At 66.9% G+C, this 17,969-nt stretch carries 16 protein-coding genes; 15 read left to right on the top strand and 1 reads right to left on the bottom strand.

The genetic code is table 11. The annotated features are described in order from the left end of the window. The first annotated feature begins 116 nt into the window (after positions 1–116). From CH339_RS05915 to lpxB, 14 genes are all read left to right on the top strand, one after another. Entirely contained in the window at positions 117–1,241 is a 1,125-nt protein-coding gene (locus tag CH339_RS05915; protein WP_111433409.1) for a 30S ribosomal protein S2, read from the top strand. A gap of 127 nt (positions 1,242–1,368) precedes the next feature. After that, complete coding sequence (gene tsf / locus CH339_RS05910) at positions 1,369–2,295, top strand: translation elongation factor Ts (protein WP_111433408.1); 927 nt, start codon at positions 1,369–1,371, stop codon at positions 2,293–2,295. 88 nt (positions 2,296–2,383) lie between these two features. Beyond that, a complete protein-coding gene (gene pyrH, locus CH339_RS05905; RefSeq protein ID WP_111433407.1) occupies positions 2,384–3,103 on the top strand; it encodes a UMP kinase in 720 nt (239 codons plus the stop codon). Between the two features lie 64 nt (positions 3,104–3,167). Next, positions 3,168–3,731 carry a ribosome recycling factor gene (gene frr, locus CH339_RS05900; RefSeq protein WP_111433406.1) on the top strand — a complete coding sequence of 188 codons (564 nt, stop codon included), beginning with the start codon at positions 3,168–3,170 and terminating at the stop codon, positions 3,729–3,731. A gap of 33 nt (positions 3,732–3,764) precedes the next feature. Next, the gene (locus CH339_RS05895; protein WP_111433405.1) at positions 3,765–4,535 is read left to right on the top strand and encodes an isoprenyl transferase; all 771 of its coding nucleotides are present in this window, start codon (positions 3,765–3,767) and stop codon (positions 4,533–4,535) included. Continuing rightward, positions 4,532–5,413, top strand: coding sequence for a phosphatidate cytidylyltransferase (locus CH339_RS05890; RefSeq protein ID WP_111433404.1), 882 nt, complete (start codon positions 4,532–4,534; stop codon positions 5,411–5,413). The genes CH339_RS05895 and CH339_RS05890 overlap by 4 nt, the downstream gene beginning before the upstream one ends. 5 nt (positions 5,414–5,418) lie before the next feature. After that, the gene (locus CH339_RS05885; RefSeq protein WP_184443285.1) at positions 5,419–6,645 is read left to right on the top strand and encodes a 1-deoxy-D-xylulose-5-phosphate reductoisomerase; all 1,227 of its coding nucleotides are present in this window, start codon (positions 5,419–5,421) and stop codon (positions 6,643–6,645) included. Between the two features lie 160 nt (positions 6,646–6,805). Continuing rightward, positions 6,806–7,957 carry an RIP metalloprotease RseP gene (rseP, locus tag CH339_RS05880; protein WP_111433401.1) on the top strand — a complete coding sequence of 384 codons (1,152 nt, stop codon included), beginning with the start codon at positions 6,806–6,808 and terminating at the stop codon, positions 7,955–7,957. Positions 7,958–8,204: 247 nt separating this feature from the next. Beyond that, positions 8,205–10,532 (top strand): outer membrane protein assembly factor BamA, encoded by a 2,328-nt coding sequence (gene bamA / locus CH339_RS05875; RefSeq protein ID WP_201240901.1) that lies wholly within the window; start codon positions 8,205–8,207, stop codon positions 10,530–10,532. A 64-nt stretch (positions 10,533–10,596) separates the two neighbouring features. Further along, positions 10,597–11,652, top strand: a complete 1,056-nt coding sequence (gene lpxD / locus CH339_RS05870; protein ID WP_111433397.1) for a UDP-3-O-(3-hydroxymyristoyl)glucosamine N-acyltransferase — start codon at positions 10,597–10,599, stop codon at positions 11,650–11,652. 68 nt (positions 11,653–11,720) lie between these two features. Then, positions 11,721–12,185, top strand: coding sequence for a 3-hydroxyacyl-ACP dehydratase FabZ (fabZ, locus tag CH339_RS05865; RefSeq protein ID WP_111433395.1), 465 nt, complete (start codon positions 11,721–11,723; stop codon positions 12,183–12,185). An 11-nt stretch (positions 12,186–12,196) separates the two neighbouring features. Beyond that, positions 12,197–12,997, top strand: coding sequence for an acyl-ACP--UDP-N-acetylglucosamine O-acyltransferase (gene lpxA / locus CH339_RS05860; RefSeq protein ID WP_111433393.1), 801 nt, complete (start codon positions 12,197–12,199; stop codon positions 12,995–12,997). Positions 12,998–13,030: 33 nt separating this feature from the next. Next, a complete protein-coding gene (locus CH339_RS05855) occupies positions 13,031–13,906 on the top strand; it encodes an LpxI family protein (RefSeq protein WP_111433391.1) in 876 nt (291 codons plus the stop codon). Further along, positions 13,903–15,099, top strand: coding sequence for a lipid-A-disaccharide synthase (lpxB, locus tag CH339_RS05850; protein ID WP_111433389.1), 1,197 nt, complete (start codon positions 13,903–13,905; stop codon positions 15,097–15,099). The genes CH339_RS05855 and lpxB overlap by 4 nt, the downstream gene beginning before the upstream one ends. A gap of 3 nt (positions 15,100–15,102) precedes the next feature. On the opposite strand, the gene CH339_RS05845 is transcribed toward lpxB, so the two are convergent. Further along, the gene (locus CH339_RS05845; RefSeq protein ID WP_146610120.1) at positions 15,103–16,326 is read right to left on the bottom strand and encodes an SPOR domain-containing protein; all 1,224 of its coding nucleotides are present in this window, start codon (positions 16,324–16,326) and stop codon (positions 15,103–15,105) included. A 250-nt stretch (positions 16,327–16,576) separates the two neighbouring features. Here CH339_RS05845 and glmU point away from each other — a divergent pair, with 250 nt between their 5' ends. Then, entirely contained in the window at positions 16,577–17,932 is a 1,356-nt protein-coding gene (gene glmU / locus CH339_RS05840) for a bifunctional UDP-N-acetylglucosamine diphosphorylase/glucosamine-1-phosphate N-acetyltransferase GlmU (protein WP_111433385.1), read from the top strand. Positions 17,933–17,969 lie beyond the last annotated feature (37 nt).

The following is a 17,969-nucleotide window of genomic DNA, read 5'->3' as shown; positions in this document are numbered from 1 at the left end:
TCCACACGCGAGGGCAGGGCGCGTCCCCACACAGGGACGGGTCCATCCGGTGTATCGACGGCCATGAGGCCGTGCTCTCGCGGAGGCTGAACCGGAAAAACGGAGAAACGCGAGCCATGGCTCTGCCTGATTTTACCATGCGCCAGCTCCTGGAAGCAGGCGTGCACTTCGGACATCAACGTCACCGCTGGAACCCGAAGATGGATCCCTTCATCTTCGGTCTTCGCAACAACGTCCACATCATCGACCTCGCCCAGACGGTGCCGCTGCTGCATCAGGCGCTGAAGGTCGTGTCCGACACCGTCTCCGGCGGCGGGCGCGTGCTGTTCGTCGGCACCAAGCGCCAGGCCCAGAATTCGGTCGCCGATGCGGCGCGGCGCTCGGCCCAGTATTTCGTCAACGCCCGCTGGCTCGGCGGCATGCTGACCAACTGGAAGACCATTTCCAACTCGATCCAGCGCCTGCGCAAGCTGGAGGAGATGCTGGACGGTGGCTCCGCCCAGGCGCTGACCAAGAAGGAGCGCCTGTTCCTGTCGCGCGAGCGAGAGAAGCTTGAGCGCAACCTCGGCGGCATCAAGGACATGGGCGGTATCCCGAACCTTCTGTTCGTGATCGACACCAACCGCGAATCGATCGCCATCCAGGAAGCGCGCCGGCTGAACATCCCGGTCGCCGCCATCCTCGACACCAACTGCGATCCGGCCGGCATCGACTTCCCGATCCCGGGCAATGACGACGCCGCCCGCGCCATCGACCTTTACTGCGACCTGATCGCCCGCGCCGCCATCGACGGCATCGGCCGGGCCCAGGGCTCCATGGGTGTCGACATCGGCGAGGCCGAGGAGATCTTCACCGAGGAGCCGGCGCTCGCCGACGTCGCGACCGAGGCCCCGGCAACCGAGGAAGTCGCCGCTGAGGCTCCCACCGCCGAGGAGGTTGCCGCCGAGGCGCCGGCCGCAGAGCCTGCCGCCGAAGCTGCTTCCGAAGATGCGGGCGAGGAAGAGCTCGTCGCGCTCTTTGAGGCGCCGGAAGGCGAGCCGGACGATCTGAAGAAGATCAACGGCATCGGCCCGGTGATCGAGACCAAGCTCAACAAGCTCGGTATCGCCAAGTTCGCGCAGGTGGCCGGCCTTTCCGCGGAAGACATCGCGCGCATCGACGAGGCGCTGGCCTTCAAGGGCCGCATCGAGCGCGAGGAATGGGTCTCCCAGGCCGCCACCCTCGCAGGCGCGGACGCGTAACACCACGCCGCCGGCCGGCAGACGGCCGGAGATCATAAATGTGTCGCACCGTCGATGGATTGTGTCCGCCGGCGGTGCGCGCCTTTGACACCCCTTCGCTGAGACAAACCGACAACGAGGCGATCCGATGAGCATTTCAGCCACCCAAGTCAAGGAACTGCGCGAGAAGACCGGCGCAGGCATGATGGACTGCAAGAAGGCCCTGATGGAGAACGACGGCGACATGGAAGCCGCCATCGACTGGCTGCGCACCAAGGGGCTTGCCAAAGCCGCCAAGAAGGCCGGCCGCGTCGCCTCCGAGGGCCTCGTGGGCGTGGCAACGGACGGCGCCAAGTCGGCCATCGTGGAGATCAACTCCGAGACCGACTTCGTCGCCCGCAACGACGGCTTCCAGAAGCTGGTGCGCGACATCGCCGAGACCGCGCTGACCGTCGGCGGCGACCGCGACGCGACGGCCGCTGCGACCTATCCCGGCAAGTCGCACAGCGTCGACGACGAGCTGCGCGAGCAGATCGCCACCATCGGCGAGAACATGACGTTCCGCCGCGCCGCCGGCCTTGCCGTCGATGCCGGCGTCATCTCGTCCTATGTGCACAACGCGATCGCGCCGGGTCTTGGCAAGATCGGCGTCATCGTCGCCATGGAATCGACCGGCGATGCCGAGGCCGTCAACGCGCTCGGCCGCCAGATCGCCATGCACGTTGCCGCCTCCAATCCGCTCGCCGTGACGCCCGATGAGGTCGATGCCGACGTCGCCGCCCGCGAGCGCGCGGTCTATTCGGAGCAGGCGCGCGAATCCGGCAAGCCGGAGAACATCATCGAGAAGATGGTGGAAGGCCGCATGCGCAAGTTCTTCGAGGAAGTGGCGCTCCTGAAGCAGCCCTTCGTCGTCGATCCGGACAACACCGTCGAAAAGGCCGTCGAGGCCGCATCGAAGGAGATCGGCGCGCCGATCAAGGTCGCCGGGTTCGTCCGCTTCGAGGTCGGCGAGGGCGTCGACAAGAAGGACGACGACTTCGCCGCCGAAGTCCAGGCGATGGCCGGCGGCAACTGATTTGGCAAACGGCGCCGGACGAAAAATCCGGCGCCGTTTTTGTATCTGCGTTGCGCACCGATAACCCGACCCGGATAAGGAACGTCCGATGACGGAAACCGCCCGCTACGGCAAGGTCATCCTGAAGCTGTCCGGCGAGGCCCTGATGGGCGACAAAGGCTACGGCATCGATGGCGCCTTCGTTGACCGCATCGCCGGCGAGATCGCCGAGGCGGTCGACCTCGGGGTCAAGGTCGGCCTCGTCATCGGCGGCGGCAACATCGTGCGCGGCATGACGGTGGCGGCCGAGGGCGGCAACCGCGTCGCCGGCGATCACATGGGCATGCTGGCGACGGTCATCAACTGCATCGCCGTCCACGGCGCACTCGCCAAGCGCGGGGTGCCGGCAACCGTGCTCTCTGCGGTGCCGATGCCGAACATCTGCGAGCCGTTTTCCCAGCGCGCGGCGACGGCCGCGATGGACGAGGGCAGGGTGGTGCTGTTTGCCGGCGGTACCGGCAATCCGTTCTTCACCACCGATTCCGGCGCCGCGCTGCGCGCCGCCGAGATGGGCTGCGACGCCATCCTGAAGGGCACCCAGGTCGACGGCGTCTATTCCGCCGACCCCAAGACCGATCCCTCCGCCGTCCGCTACGAGCGCCTCGGCCACCGCGAGGCGATCGAAAAAGGCCTCGCGGTGATGGATATGGCCGCCTTTGCTCTTGCCCGCGACAATTCGATTCCGATAATCGTGTTCTCGATTCACCAGGCCGGTGCGATTGTTGACGTCTTGTGTGGCAGCGGCCGGGCGACCGTCGTCGGCGACTGACCACCACTGGCCTGCTTCTCTCTGCGTCCGGCCGACGCCAAAAGCATATGTTTGCGAGGAAATCATGGAACATCAATCAGTCGATTTCGACGACCTCGGTCGGCGCATGGACGGCGCGGTCTCGGTACTGAAGACGGAGCTGTCGGGCCTGCGCACCGGGCGCGCTTCGGCGGCGCTGCTTGAGCCGATCACCGTGGAGGCCTACGGCCAGCAGATGCCGATCAACCAGGTGGCCACGGTCAGTGTTCCCGAGTCGCGCATGATTTCCGTCCAGGTCTGGGACAAGTCGATGGTCCATGCCGTCGACAAGGCGATCCGCGAATCAAGCCTCGGCCTCAACCCGGTCATGGACGGGCAATTGCTGCGCCTTCCGATCCCGGAGTTGAATGAGGAACGCCGGTTGGAATTGGCCAAAATCGCCCACAAGTATGCCGAGCAGGCCCGCGTTGCAGTGCGTCATGTCCGCCGCGACGGCATGGAGACCTTGAAAAAGCTCGAAAAAGAAGGCGTTATGAGCAAGGACGAGCATCACGCCCAAGGCGAAGAAATTCAGGCCCTGACGGACACATATATTGAAAGCATTGATGAATTGCTCGCCCATAAGGAAGAAGAAATCAAGCAGGTCTGAGGCGGTCGCCGCGGACCTTTGGTGGTAGACGCAATGACCGTGCGCCTCGAAGCCTCTACTCTTCCGCTGGAGTTGCCCGGCGACGATCTGGCACCGTCGCATGTGGCGATCATCATGGACGGCAACGGTCGCTGGGCAAGCGCCCGCGGCCTGCCGCGCGCGGAGGGGCATAGGCGCGGGGTGGAAGCGGTGCGCAAGACGGTGCGCTATGCCCGCGAGCGCGGCATCGACTATCTCACCCTGTTCAGCTTTTCGTCCGAGAACTGGTCGCGGCCACCGGCAGAGATCGCCGAGCTGATGCTGCTCCTGAGGCTGTTCATCCGCTCCGATCTCGCCGACCTCAACCGCAAGAATGTCCGGGTGCGCATCATCGGCACCCGCGACCGGCTCAATCCCGACCTGCGCCGGCTTCTTCACGACGCCGAGACGACGACCCGCAGCAATACCGGCATGACGCTGGTCATCGCTTTCAACTATGGCGCCCGCGACGAGATCGTGCGCGCCGTGCAGCGCATCGCCGCGGCCGTCGCAGCCGGCGAGATGAGTCCGGACGCCATCGACCAGACGGCGCTGACGGCCGCCCTCGACACCCGCGACGTGCCCGATCCGGACCTCATCATCCGCACCAGTGGCGAGCAGCGCCTTTCCAATTTCCTGCTCTGGCAGGCCGCCTATTCGGAATTCGTTTTCATTCCGACCTACTGGCCGGATTTCGATGAAACCGCCTTCGGGGCGGCCCTTGCCGAATTCAACGCCCGCGACCGGCGTTTCGGGGGTGTCGAGGCGCGCGCGAGGCCGAGATGAGCGGCGCCGAGCCGCTACGGCCCAGGGTTCGCCGGCCGGTGCGGCCGGCGGCGCCCGTTCAGCCGAAAAAGCACGAATTGCTGCTGCGCATCGCCTCTGCGGTGGTGCTGCTGCCGCTCGCCGTTGCCGCGACCTGGTTCGGCGGTCTCTTCTATGCCGGCCTCGTCGTTCTCGGCACGGCCATCGTCTTTCTGGAATGGGCCTCGATCACGATCCGCGGCGCCTCCAAGGTCGGCGTCGGCATCGTCGGCGCCGCGACGGTCGCCGCCGTTGCCGCAACGGCGGTTCTCGGGCCGGTGCCTGGGCTGGCTCTCATCGCGGTCGCGACCGGAATCCTGTTCATGCTGGTCAGGCTCGTGCGCTCGTCCTTCGGGCTCGCCACCGGCCTCCTATACGCCGGCCTCGGCGGCGTCGCGCTGATCTCGCTGCGCGCCGGGCCGCTCGGCCTTGCCGCCGTCCTGTTCCTGTTCGCGGTCGTCTGGGCGAGCGACATCGCCGCCTATTTCACCGGCCGCGGGCTCGGCGGGCCGAAGCTCTGGCCGAAGGTCTCGCCGAACAAGACCTGGTCCGGCGCCATCGGCGGCCTCGTCATCGGCGTTGCCGCCGGCATGGGTGTCGTCATTGCCGCAGGCCTTCCGGCCGGCATCGGCGTTGCCGCCACCGCCGCGCTCCTTTCCGTCGCCGGCCAGCTCGGCGATCTCTTCGAATCGGCGATCAAGCGCCGGGTCGGCCGCAAGGATTCCGGATCGCTGATCCCGGGCCATGGTGGGCTGATGGACCGCGTTGACGCCCTCATTGCCGCTGCCATTCTGGGCGCATTGATCGGCTGGCTCCGCGGCGGACTGTTCCACCCGGCCGCCGGATTGCTGTTATGGTAGATGTGATGTCGAGACCCCAACCGGACCTTACGATCGCCGAAGCGCCCGACGCCCGACCCAGCGCTGCCGGGCAGATGAGCCTTTCCGTCTTCGGCGCCACCGGGTCGATCGGCACCAGCACCCTCGATCTCGTGGACCGCGCGCCGGACCGCTACCGGCTGGTTGCCGTCACCGCCCAGTCGAGCGTCGACAAGCTGATCGAGATCGCGCTGAAATTCCGGCCCGAGCGCGCCGTCATTGCCGACGATGCGCATTATGCAACGCTCGCCGACGCCCTTGCCGGCACCGGCATCGAGGCAGCTAGCGGCCGTGCCGCCCTGATCGAAGCGGCGACCATGCCGGCCGACATGGTGATGGCCGGCATCACCGGGGCCGCCGGCCTTGAGCCGGCCCTGCGCGCCGTCCAGGGCGGCGGGCGCATCGGCCTTGCAAACAAGGAATGCCTCGTCTGTGCCGGATCCCTCTTCATGGCCGAGGTGGCGCGCGCCGGCGCCCGGGTGCTGCCGGTGGATTCCGAGCACAACGCCGTCTTCCAGGTCTTCGACCGGGAAAATGTCGGCCGCATCGAAAAGGTGATTCTGACCGCGTCGGGCGGCCCGTTCCGCACCTGGACCCGCGCGGAGATGGAACAGGCAAAGCCCAGCCAGGCCCTCAAGCACCCCAACTGGTCGATGGGCGCCAAGATCACCATCGATTCGGCGACCCTGATGAACAAGGGCCTGGAGATCATCGAGGCCTTCCATCTGTTCCCGCTCGAAGCGCATCAGTTCGAGGCCCTGATCCACCCGCAATCGGCGATCCACGGCCTCGTCCAGTACGAGGACGGCTCGCTGCTCGCGCAGTTGGGCGCGCCGGACATGCGCACGCCGATCGCCCATTGCCTGTCCTGGCCGGAGCGCGGCACCGCGCCGAGCGCCCGGCTCGACCTGGCGGCGCTGGCGACACTCACCTTCGAAAAGCCCGACTTCGACCGCTTCCCGGCATTTGCCCTGGCGCTTGCCGCGCTGAAGCGGGGCGAGGGGGCACCGACGGTTCTCAACGCCGCCAACGAGATCGCCGTCCACGCCTTTCTCGCCGAGCGGATCGGTTTTCTCGACATCGCCGGCACCGTCGAGGCGGCGCTGGATGCCGCCGAAAAGCGCGGTCTCCTGAAGGAGCCCGGCTCGCTCGAGGCCGCCCTGGAGCTCGATTCGGAAACCCGCGCCCTGACCCGCCACATCATGGCCGCATGATGGGCGTAACGAGGGCGCCAACGACAACCGCAGTCGAGCGATACCGGGCACGCAGCGGTTGACGACGCCCGGCAGGTAACATTTTGTAGGAAAGTTCGGTTAGCCTGGCGCTTTCCCGGCGCGGTGCTGCCGTCGACGCATGATTTAAGAAGGCCGTCACATGGAAATCATCACTGGAACCGGGTCGGTGCTGGTAGGAACCATCCTGCCGTTCCTCATCGTCCTGACCGTCGTCGTGTTTTTCCACGAGCTCGGCCATTTCCTCGTCGCCCGCTGGTGCGGCATCCGGGTGCTGGTGTTCTCCATCGGCTTCGGCCCGGAGCTGTTCGGCCGCGTGGATCGGCACGGCACCCGCTGGAAGGTCTCGGCCATCCCGCTCGGCGGATTCGTCAAGTTCTACGGCGACGAGGGCGCCGCCAGCACGCCGGACCGGGATGCCGTCGCCGCCATGAACGCCAGCGAACGCTCCGTCAGCTTCCCGGCCAAGCCGCTGTGGCAGCGCGCCGCCGTCGTTGCCGCCGGACCGCTTGCGAATTTCGTCCTGGCGATCGCCATTTTCACGCTGTTTTTCAGCATTTACGGCAAGCAGATGGTGTCGGCCCGCGTCGATACCGTGCAGCCGCAGAGCGCCGCGGCGGCAGCCGGTTTCGAGCCCGGCGACCGGATCGTGGAGATCGACGGCCAGTCGATCGAGAGCTTCGCCGACGTCCAGCGCATGGTCAGCGTCAATGCCGGACTGCCGCTCGACGTCGTCGTGGAGCGCGACGGCACCCGCCGCGACCTGGTGGTGACGCCGGAGCTGCGCACCATCGAGGACCGCTTCGGCAACGAGCAGCGCCTCGGCATTCTCGGCATCGGCCGCAGCACCAAGCCGTCCGACGTCATCGTCAAGACCTACCTGCCGCACACCGCCTTCGCGGCAGCGGTCGAAGAGACCTGGGACGTCCTGGAGCGCACCGTCGACTATGTCGGCGGCGTCATCGCCGGCCGCAATCCGGCCGACCAGCTCGGCGGCCCGATTCGTGTCGCCCACATCTCCGGCCAGGTGGCGTCCCTCGGCGTCATGCAGCTCATCAACCTGATCGCGGTGCTGTCGATCAGCATCGGCCTCATCAACCTGGTGCCGATTCCGCTGCTGGACGGTGGCCATCTGGCCTTCTACGCGATTGAGGCGGTGCGCGGCCGGCCGCTTTCCGAACGTGTCATGGATCTCAGCTACCGCGTTGGATTCGCACTGGTTTTGTCCCTCATGATCTTTGTCACATGGAACGACATAACCACCCTCAGCTTCTTTGGCGCCGCAAAACCGTGACCGCCGCGCAACGGTGTGACCGAAATTAGGTGCTTTCCCCCAAAGGCCGGCTTGCACGGCCTCTCAAACCCTGTAAAACGTCAAGGAACCTCGGGATGATAGGCCAATTCGTCTCGGCGAAACCTTCGGCAGAAAAGGGCGACCAACCCCGATGCGAGTTATAGGAACTGCTCTGCGGGCGACGACCATCGCCGCGTTGTTGCTGGCAGTAGCATGCGTTGCACAGACGTTCAGCGTCACGAGTGCCGTGGCCGCTGTTGTCAATCGAATCGATGTCACCGGCAACGAACGGGTCGAGGACGAGACCGTCCGCGCCTACATGACGGTCCAGCCGCGGCGCGCATACAGCGACCAGGACGTCGACGATTCCCTCAGGGCTCTCTACGCCACCGGTCTCTTCTCCGACGTCGCCATCAACAAGCGCGGCGCCGTGCTCGTCGTCTCCGTCACCGAGAACGCGCTGATCTACAAGGTCTCGTTCGAGGGCAATGACAAGTACGACGACAAGATGCTGTTGACGCAGGTCAAGTCGAAGCCGCGCTCGGTCCTCAGCCGGGCCAAGGTCGAGGCCGACACGCAGCTTCTTCTGGAGTTGTACCGGCGCAAGGGCCGCTACCGCGCGACGGTCGAGCCGAAGATCATCAAGCTGGCCCAGAACCGGGTCAATCTGGTCTTCGAGATCAACGAGGGCGACAAGACCGGCGTTGCCCGCATCAATTTCATCGGCAACCACGCATTCAGCGACAGCCGCCTGCGCGACGTCATCAAGACGCGCGAATCGGGCCTGTTGAGCTTCATCCGCAGCACAGACAGCTACGACCCGAGCCGGCTTGAGTCCGACCAGGAGGCCCTGCGCGAGTACTATCTGCGGCACGGCTATGCCGACTTCCGGATCATTTCCGCGGTCGCCGACCTCGACCGTGAGCGCAACACCTTCTTCGTCACCTTCACCGTCGAAGAGGGCGAGCAGTACACCATCGGCGAAGTCAACGTCCAAAGCTCGCTCGCGTCCGTCGGGCCGGAGGAGCTGGCCAGTGCCGTGCGCACCGATCCGGGCGACACTTACGATTCGCGCGAGGTCGACAAGACCCTCGAAGACATCGTGCTGGAAGTGTCCGAACGCGGCTACGCCTTTGCCGAGGTCAATCCGCGCGGCGAGCGCGACTACGAAAACCACACCATCAACATCACCTATCACGTCGACGAGGGCCCGCGGGTCTACATCGAGCGCATCGATATCCGCGGCAATACGCGGACCCGCGACTACGTCATCCGGCGCGAGCTCGACTTCGCCGAGGGTGATGCGTTCAACCGCGTGCTGATCAACAAGGCCAAGCGCCGGCTGAAGAATCTCGGCTTCTTCAAGGACGTGGCGATCACGACCCAGCGCGGCAGCTCCGCCGACCGCGTGGTCATCGTCGTCAACGTCGAGGAGCAGGCGACGGGTGAACTCTCCTTCGGTGCGGGCTATTCCTCGGCCGAAGGCGTCATCGGCGACGTCTCCATCACCGAGCGCAACTTCCTCGGCCGCGGCCAGTTCGTCCGCGCCGCCGTCGGCGGCGGCGAGAGCACCCGCACCTACGAGTTCTCCTTCCGCGAGCCCTATTTCATGGGCCGCCGCCTGTCGGCCGGCTTCGATCTCTACCGGCGGCAGTACGAGGAGACCGATTATCGCTCCTATGAGGAGACGACGACCGGCGGCAACCTGACCTTCGGCCTGCCCCTCAACGAGGAAGTCCAGCTTAACCTGACCTACTCCGCTTACCAGCGCGACTTCGACGTCGCCGACGAGCTGAAGGACGGGTGCTACATGCGGAAATACAACCGGGGCGATCCGATCCCTCGGTCGTGTGATCGCAATGGCGACGGGAAGTTCGACCGCAACCTGGATACGGACGAAGCCTCGCTCGCGGTCAAGGATGCCATCGGCGAGACCTTCACCTCGATCATCGGCTACTCGCTGATCTATGACACCCGCGACGACATCAAGCGGCCGCGCGATGGCTACTATGGCAAGTTCCAGCAGGAATTCGCCGGCGTCGGCGGCGACGTGGCGTTCATCCGCACCACCGTCGAGGGCCGCGCCTATCGCGAGATCTGGGCGGACCGCGGCATCGTCGGCATGCTGAAGGTCAAGGCCGGTCACATCGAAAGCCTCGACGACCGCCTGAAGCTGCCGGATCACTTCTTCCTCGGCGGCGAGACCATCCGCGGTTTCGGCACCAAGGGCATCGGTCCGCGTGACGGCATGACCCGCGACGCACTCGGCGGCCGCTACTATATCGCAGGAACGGCCGAAGCGACGTTCCCGCTGCCGGCCGTGCCGAGCGAGATCGGGCTTGAAGGCGCGCTCTTCACCGATGCCGGCACGCTGGTCGACGTCGACGACAGCGCCAACTTCTTCCGCCGCGTCAATGTGGTGGGCGACAATGGCGACCTGCGCTGGGCGGCCGGCTTCGGCGTCATCTGGCACTCGCCGTTCGGTCCGATCCGCGCCGACTTCGCCTGGCCGATCGTCAAGAGCAAGTGGGACGAGACGCAGGTCTTCCGGATCGGCGGCGGCACCCAATTCTGATCGCTCCCGGCGCCGGCGGCATCTCGCTGCCGGCGCCGGCAAGGCGGCCTTCGCGGCGCACTCCATGAACGAACCTGCGTTTCTCACCCCCCCCGAGCCCGTTGCGCTTCGCGACATTGCGGCCTGGGTCGGCGGGCGCATCGCGCGCGGCGGCGAGATCATGATCACCGGCATTGCGCCGCTCGATCTCGCGGGCCCCGGCGATCTCGCCTTCATCGAAAACACCCGCTACATCGACCAGCTCGGCGAGACGAAGGCGTCCGCATGCCTGTGTTCGCCGAAATTCGCCGACCGGGTGCCGACGAATGTCGTCGCCGTCGTCGTCGACCGCCCCTATGTGGCGTTCGCCGAGGTCACCAGGCGCTTCTACCCGCGGGCGATGCGGCCGGAAGGCTTTTTTGATGACACGCGCGGCATTTCGGACCGCGCCGTGGTGCACGAGAGCGCCCGTCTGGAGGACGACGTCACCGTCGAACCGGGCGCCGTCATCGGAGCGGGCGCGGAGGTCGGCGTTGGGTCGGTAATCTGCGCCAATGCGGTGATCGGCGCGGGCGTGCGCATCGGCCGCGGCTGTTCGGTCGGCGCCAATGCGGTCCTGCAATTCGCGCTCATCGGCAACGACGTCATCATCCATCCCGGCGTCAAGATCGGCCAGGACGGATTCGGCTTCGCGATGGGTGCGGGCGGCCACAAGAAGGTTCCCCAGATCGGCCGCGTCATCGTCCAGGACAATGTCGAGATCGGCGCCAATTCGACGATCGACCGCGGCACCAACCGCGACACGATCGTCGGCGAGGGAACGAAAATCGACAATCAGGTCCAGATCGCCCATAACGTCGTCATCGGCCGCCATTGCGTCATCGTCGCCATGGCGGGGATCTCCGGATCGACCGTGCTGGAGGACTATGCGGTTCTGGCGGGCAAGGCAGGCCTTGCCGGCCATCTGCGCATCGGCATGGGGGCACAGATCGCCGGCGGCAGCAATGTCGCCAACGACGTGCCGGCAGGCGAACGCTGGTTCGGAACGCCGGCCAAGCCGATCCGCGAATACATGCGCGAGGCCCGGGCCCTGCGCGAACTCGCCGAGGAGCGACGGCCGGGCAAAAAAGAGAGGGAATAGGGCGCTCCCTGAAAAGGACGGATCGCGCCCGAGGCGCCGGGGGGCGCCGTTCGAAGGGATGAATGCATATGTCTGAGGCAGAACCGGCAACGCTAGATGCGGTCGACATCCTCCAGATCATGGAGCTGTTGCCGCACCGCTACCCTTTTTTGATGGTCGACCGGATCATTGAGATCAACAAGGACGACTCCGCGATCGGCGTGAAGAACGTCACCATAAACGAGCCACATTTTCTTGGGCATTTTCCCGGTCAGCCGGTGATGCCCGGCGTCCTGCTGATCGAAGGCATGGCCCAGACGGCAGGTGCCATCTGCGTCCACGCCCGCCAGGGCTCGGCACGCCCGAAGCTGGTCTATTTCATGACCATCGACAAGGCCAAGTTCCGCAAGCCGGTGGTGCCGGGCGACACGGTCGAGTACCACGTCAACAAGATCAAGAGCCGCGGTACGATCTGGAAATTCAGGGTCGAGGCGATAGTCGCCGGCGGCAAGGTCGCCGAGGCCGAGATCAGCGCCATGCTCGTCGACGAGTGAGAAGGTAACGAATGCCCCATATCCACCCGACCGCGGTCGTCGACGCGGCGGCAACACTTGCCGACGACGTCCGCATCGGACCCTATTGCGTCATCGGCCCCGATGTGGTGCTTGCCGAGGGCGTCACGCTGGAAAGCCACGTCGTCGTCGACGGACGTACCGAAATCGGACCGCGCGCCAAGCTGTTTCCGTTCTCCAGCATCGGCCTACCGCCGCAGGACCTCAAATATCGCGGCGAGGAGAGCCGGCTGGTGATCGGTGCCGACACGGTCGTGCGCGAGCACGTCACCATGAATCCGGGCACGGAAGGCGGCGGCCTCGTCACCGAGATCGGCGAGCGCTGCCTGATCATGGTCGGCGCCCATGTCGCCCATGACTGCCGCATCGGCAACGACGTCATTCTCGTCAACAACGCCACGCTCGCCGGCCACGTCACCATCGAGGACCACGCCATTCTCGGCGGCCTTTGCGCCGTCCACCAATGGGTCCGCGTCGGCGCCCACGCCTTCGTCGGCGGCATGAGCGGGGTCGAAAACGACGTCATTCCCTTCGGCTCGGTGATCGGCAACCGCGCCCATCTCGGCGGCCTCAACATCGTCGGCCTGAAGCGGTGCGGCTTTTCCCGCGAGCAGATCCACGCGCTGAGAAAGGCCTACCGCCTGCTCTTTGCCGACGAGGGAACGCTCCTGGAGCGCGTCGAGGACGTCGCGCGAACCTTCGAGGACGAACCGCTTGTCCAGACCATCGTCGAGTTCATCCGCTCCGGCTCCGACCGGGCGCTGTGCACGCCGCGCACCAGCCAGGGGGCCTAGGGCGGCCGACGCGCCGACGGGGATGGCGCAGCCATGAGCGCGGCAAAGAGCGTGGCCGGGCCCCTTGCGATTGTCGCCGGCGGCGGCGCGCTGCCGGCCGAGGTGGCCGCTGCGGTTGCCGCGAGCGGCCGTCCCTTCATCGTCATCGCTATTCGCGGCGAGGCCGGCCCGGAAATGGAGCCGTTCTCGCCCCACTGGCTCGACTGGGGCCAGATCGGCCGCTTCTTCGACATCCTGAAATCGGCCGGCTGTCGCCAGATAGTGATGATCGGCAGCGTCACCAGGCGTCCGGATTTCCGCGCCGTGACGCCGGATCTCGGGGCGCTCGCCCGGCTGCCGAAGATCGTTGCCGCGCTCATCGGCGGCGACGACACCGTCCTGAAGCGGGTGATCCGCATCTTCGAGGATGAGGGGGTGACCATCGTCGCAGCCCAGGACGTCGCGCCGCAATTGCTGGCGCCGCAGGGGCCTTTGACGCGCGGCAGGCCGGACGCCGCCGCCCTTGCCGATATCGAGGCCGGAAGCCGGCTGGTCGCGACCCTAGGCGCCTTCGATATCGGCCAGGGCGTCGTCGTCCTCGGCGGCCGGGTCGCGGCGGTGGAAGCCGCCGAAGGCACCGATCGCATGCTGGAGCGCGTCGCCGAACTGAAGACGATCGGCCGCCTGCCGGCAAAGGGCCGGCGCGGCGTCCTTGTCAAGCGCACCAAGCCGGGCCAGGAGCTGCGCACGGATCTGCCGACCGTCGGGCCGCGCACCGTGGAGCTTGCCGCCGCCGCGCGCCTTGCCGGCATCGCGGTGGAGGCCGGCGGCGTGCTGATTGCCGAACGGGGCGCGACCATCGCCGCCGCCGACAAGGCGAAGCTGTTTCTTGCCGGCGTCCGCCTCGACAGCGCGGAGCCGGGCGCGTGACCGCCCCCACCAGGATTGCGATCATTGTCGGCGAGGAATCCGGCGACCAGCTCGGCGCGGCCCTGATGGATGCGCTCATCGCCCGCTGCGGAAAGGACGCGCTGCAGTTTTCCGGCACCGGCGGCGAGCGGATGGCCGCCCGCGGCTTCAAAAGCCTGTTCGGGCTCGACGACATCGCCGTCATGGGCATCACCGCCGTCATCGGCCGGCTGCCGCTGATCCTGCGGCGGATCCGCGAGACGGCGGAGGCGGTGCTCGCCGCCGATCCGGACGTCCTCGTCCTCATCGACAGCCCCGATTTCACGCACAGGGTCGCCCGCAAGGTCAGAAACGCGCGGCCGGACATTCCCGTCGTCGACTACGTCTCGCCGAGCGTCTGGGCCTGGCGGCCGGGGCGGGCGAAGGCCATGCGCGCCTATGTGGACAGGGTGCTCGCCATCCTGCCCTTCGAGCCGGAGGCCCACCGGCGGCTGGGCGGGCCGGACTGCGATTATGTCGGCCACCCGCTGATCGAGCGGAACGACCTGTGGCAGGAGACAGGCGAGCGCGCGCGCCTTGAGGATGCCGGGCGGCCGGTGCTGCTCGTCCTGCCGGGAAGCCGCCGCGGCGAGATCGAGCGCATGATGCCCGTTTTCGGCGAGACGCTCTCCCGGATCGCCGCCGGCGCGGCGCGTGCGCCGCAAGTGCTGCTGCCCGCCGTGCCGCATCTTCGCGGCGAGATCGAGGCCCGGCTCGCCGACTGGTCCGTCAAACCGGAGATCGTCTCCGGAGAGGCAGAGAAATTCGCCGCTTTCCGGCGCGCCCATGCGGCGCTGGCAACGTCCGGAACGGTGTCGCTGGAACTGGCGCTTGCGGGCGTTCCCACCGTCATCGCCTACCGGCTCGATGCCGTCTACCGCCAGATCAATCGCCTGCGCCGGCTGTTCCCCGGGATCGTCCAGGTCGACACCATGGTGCTGCCGAACCTCATCCTGAAGGAAAATGCCGTGCCGGAGTTCCTCGACCTTGAGGGAACGCCCGAACGGCTGGCCGCGGCGGTGCTGCCGCTATTGTCGGAGACGCCGGAGCGGGCGCGTCAGGTCGCGGCCTTCCTGCGGCTTCAGGGCGAGATGACGCTTGAGGGCGGCGAGGCGCCAAGCGCCAAGGCCGCGCGCATCGTCCTCGATGTCGCAGGCTCTTGCGAAACGAGCTGAGGCTCAGGGCAGGCGCAGCGCCTGGCCGGAGAACAGGGTCGGCTGGCAGAGATTGCCGCTCGACATCAGCTTGGCACAGGCCCGGACCGCGTCGTTGGCGTTGACGAAGGGTCCGACGACCAGCCGCGCTTCCAGCGTGCCGTCGCGCTCGCTCATGCTGGCGAGCGGCTCCAGATCGCCGGCAAGGGCTGGATTGTTCTGGGAAAACGACGACCAGCCCATCCGAAGCTCGGTGAGTGACTTGTAGCCACCGAGATCGATGCCGAACCGCGACTGGCTGAGTTGCGAGGTTTCCGGCTTGTCGGCGGCTTCGGAGCTCGGTTCCGGCGCCGGATCGGGCGGCAGCGAGACCGGTTGCAGGCGGGGCTTTGCCCGCGGCACCAGCTTGTCGCGCTCCGGGGCACGGATCGATCCCGTGGTCACGGGGTCGTCGACCTCGGCCGGCGCGCGCGCCACCTCTACCGCGGGTCGGTCGATCTCCACGACCTTTTCCGGACCGTTGACCTCGGGCGCCGTCGTCGGCGCGGCGGCAACCCGCTGTGGCGGCGGCGCCGCTGCCGCCGTCGGTCCGGGCATGATGACGCGCACGGGCTTGGTCTCGGCCGGTTTGGCCGCAGGCGGCGAGACTGCCGCCGCGGCCTGTTGTGCCGGCGGCGCCTTGGCGCTCTCTGCCGGTTTTTCCGCCGGCGCGGCGGCGACCTTCGGCAATTCCTTTACCGGATCGAACGGCCGGACAGCGATGTCGAGCCCGGACTTTTCGGCCTTCGGTACCGCCGCGTCCGAAGGCGTTGCCGCCATCTCGCGGGACGTTTGCGGCTGCCTCAGGCCGGCCGTCTTGCGAAGCTCGGCCTCGAGCCGGTCGACCCGGCCCTGCAGCCGGTCGTTGATGTCCCGGACCATGATGACGGTGCGGCGCAATTCGGCGATCTCCCGACGCAGCACATCGGCCTCGACGGTCGTCACTTCGGTGATCGGGGCATCGGCATTAGCGTTGTCGGAAAAGGTGCCGAGTGGCTGCGTCGACCTGGTGCTGCCGGTGATGACCACGTCGCCGGCCGGCGGCAGCTCGGCAAGGCTGGTGCCGTTGAGCGCGCCGAACTGCCAGGCGGCATAGGCGAACACGAAGGCAAGCACGGCCGTGAAGCCCCAGCCCGCAAGGGTGAAGCCGTCAGGACCATCCTCCTGATCGGAGAAGCCCCCATAGAGTGAGCCGGTATCGGTTTTCACGCCCTCGTCGCTGCTGCCAGCGCCCCTGTCGTCCGATTCCGCGACCAACGGATCGCCGTTACCAACGTACCGTTGCGGACCGCCGCTTTCGGACCAACCCGATTCGATTTGTAAAGTGAGTCGCGGCAACACCCAACTGCGGCCGCATTTCGGCTGTGGATGACGGCTTGACGGATGCGGCCGATTTTGGCCACTTGCTGCAGCGCAAAGAACCGGCGCAAGGGGGATGCCGGCGCGAAGGAGGGATCGGATGTCGGATCGGAGCTTTCTGGCCGTGGTGCTCGCCGCCGGCGAAGGCACGCGGATGAAGTCGTCGCGGGCAAAGGTGCTGCACGAGGTCGGCGGCCGAGGCCTTCTGGGCCACGTCATCGACACGGTGAAGGCGGCCGGTGCGGATCGCCTTGCCGTCGTCGTCGGGCCGGACATGCGCAACGTCGCCGAGGCGGCGCGTAGCGACTGGCCGGAGTGCGGCGTCTTCGTCCAGGACGAGCGCAAGGGAACGGCCCATGCGGTGCTCGCGGCCCGCGCCGCGCTCCAGGCGCCGGCCGACGACGTCATCGTGCTCTATGGCGACACACCCCTGGTCGCGCCGGCAACGCTGAAAAGCGTCCGCGACAAGCTCGCCGCCGGCGCCGACCTGGTGGTGCTCGGCTTCGAGCCGGACGATCCGGCAGGCTATGGCCGGCTGATCGTGGAGGACGGCGCCCTCGTCGCCATCCGCGAGGACCGCGACGCCGATCCGGCCGAGCGCGGCATCCGGCTCTGCAATTCCGGCATCATGGGTTTTCGCGGCACCCATCTTCCCGCGCTTCTCGACGAAATCGGCTGCGACAACGCCAAGCACGAATATTACCTCACCGACGCCGTGGAGATCGCGCGGGGGCGGGACCTCTCGATCCTGGCGGCCAAAGCCGACGCCGACGAGGTCATGGGCATCAACGATCGCGCCCAGCTCGCCGACTGCGAGGCCGTATTCCAGGCGCGGCGTCGCGTGGCCGCGATGGCCGCCGGCGTAACGCTGGTGGCGCCCGAGACTGTCTTCTTTTCCCATGACACGGCGCTGTCGCCGGACGTCGTCGTCGAACCCAATGTCGTCTTCGGTCCCGGCGTCTCCGTGGCCTCCGGCGCTTTGATCCGCGCCTTTTCCCACCTGGAAGGGGCGAGTGTCGCGGAAAACGCGCAAATAGGCCCCTATGCCCGGCTTCGGCCGGGGGCGGAGATCGGCGCAAAGGCCCGGGTTGGCAATTTCGTGGAGATCAAGAAGGCAGTCGTCGACGAGGGCGCCAAGGTCAATCACCTGACCTATATCGGCGATGCCCATATCGGCGCGGCGGCCAATATCGGCGCCGGCACCATCACCTGCAACTATGACGGCTTCAACAAGTACCGCACCGAGATCGGCGCAGGGGCCTTCATCGGCTCCAATTCCTCGCTGGTCGCACCGGTCACGATCGGCGATGGCGCCTATGTCGGCTCCGGCAGCGTCATCACCGAGGACGTGGAAAAGGATGCGCTCGCCATCGGCCGCGGTCGCCAGGTGACGAAGCCGGGGAGGGGCGCAGAACTGCGCGAGCGCCTTGCCGCCGAAAAGGCCGCCCGCAAGTAGCGGTTCCGCCGCGAAACCCTATTGCAACCTTCTTCGG

It is taken from the genome of Rhodobium orientis (assembly GCF_003258835.1).
In the GTDB taxonomy this organism is placed as follows: Bacteria; Pseudomonadota; Alphaproteobacteria; order Rhizobiales; family Rhodobiaceae; genus Rhodobium; species Rhodobium orientis.
The sequence above is the reverse complement of the archived record's forward strand: the minus strand, read 5'-3'. Positions and strand labels throughout refer to the sequence as shown.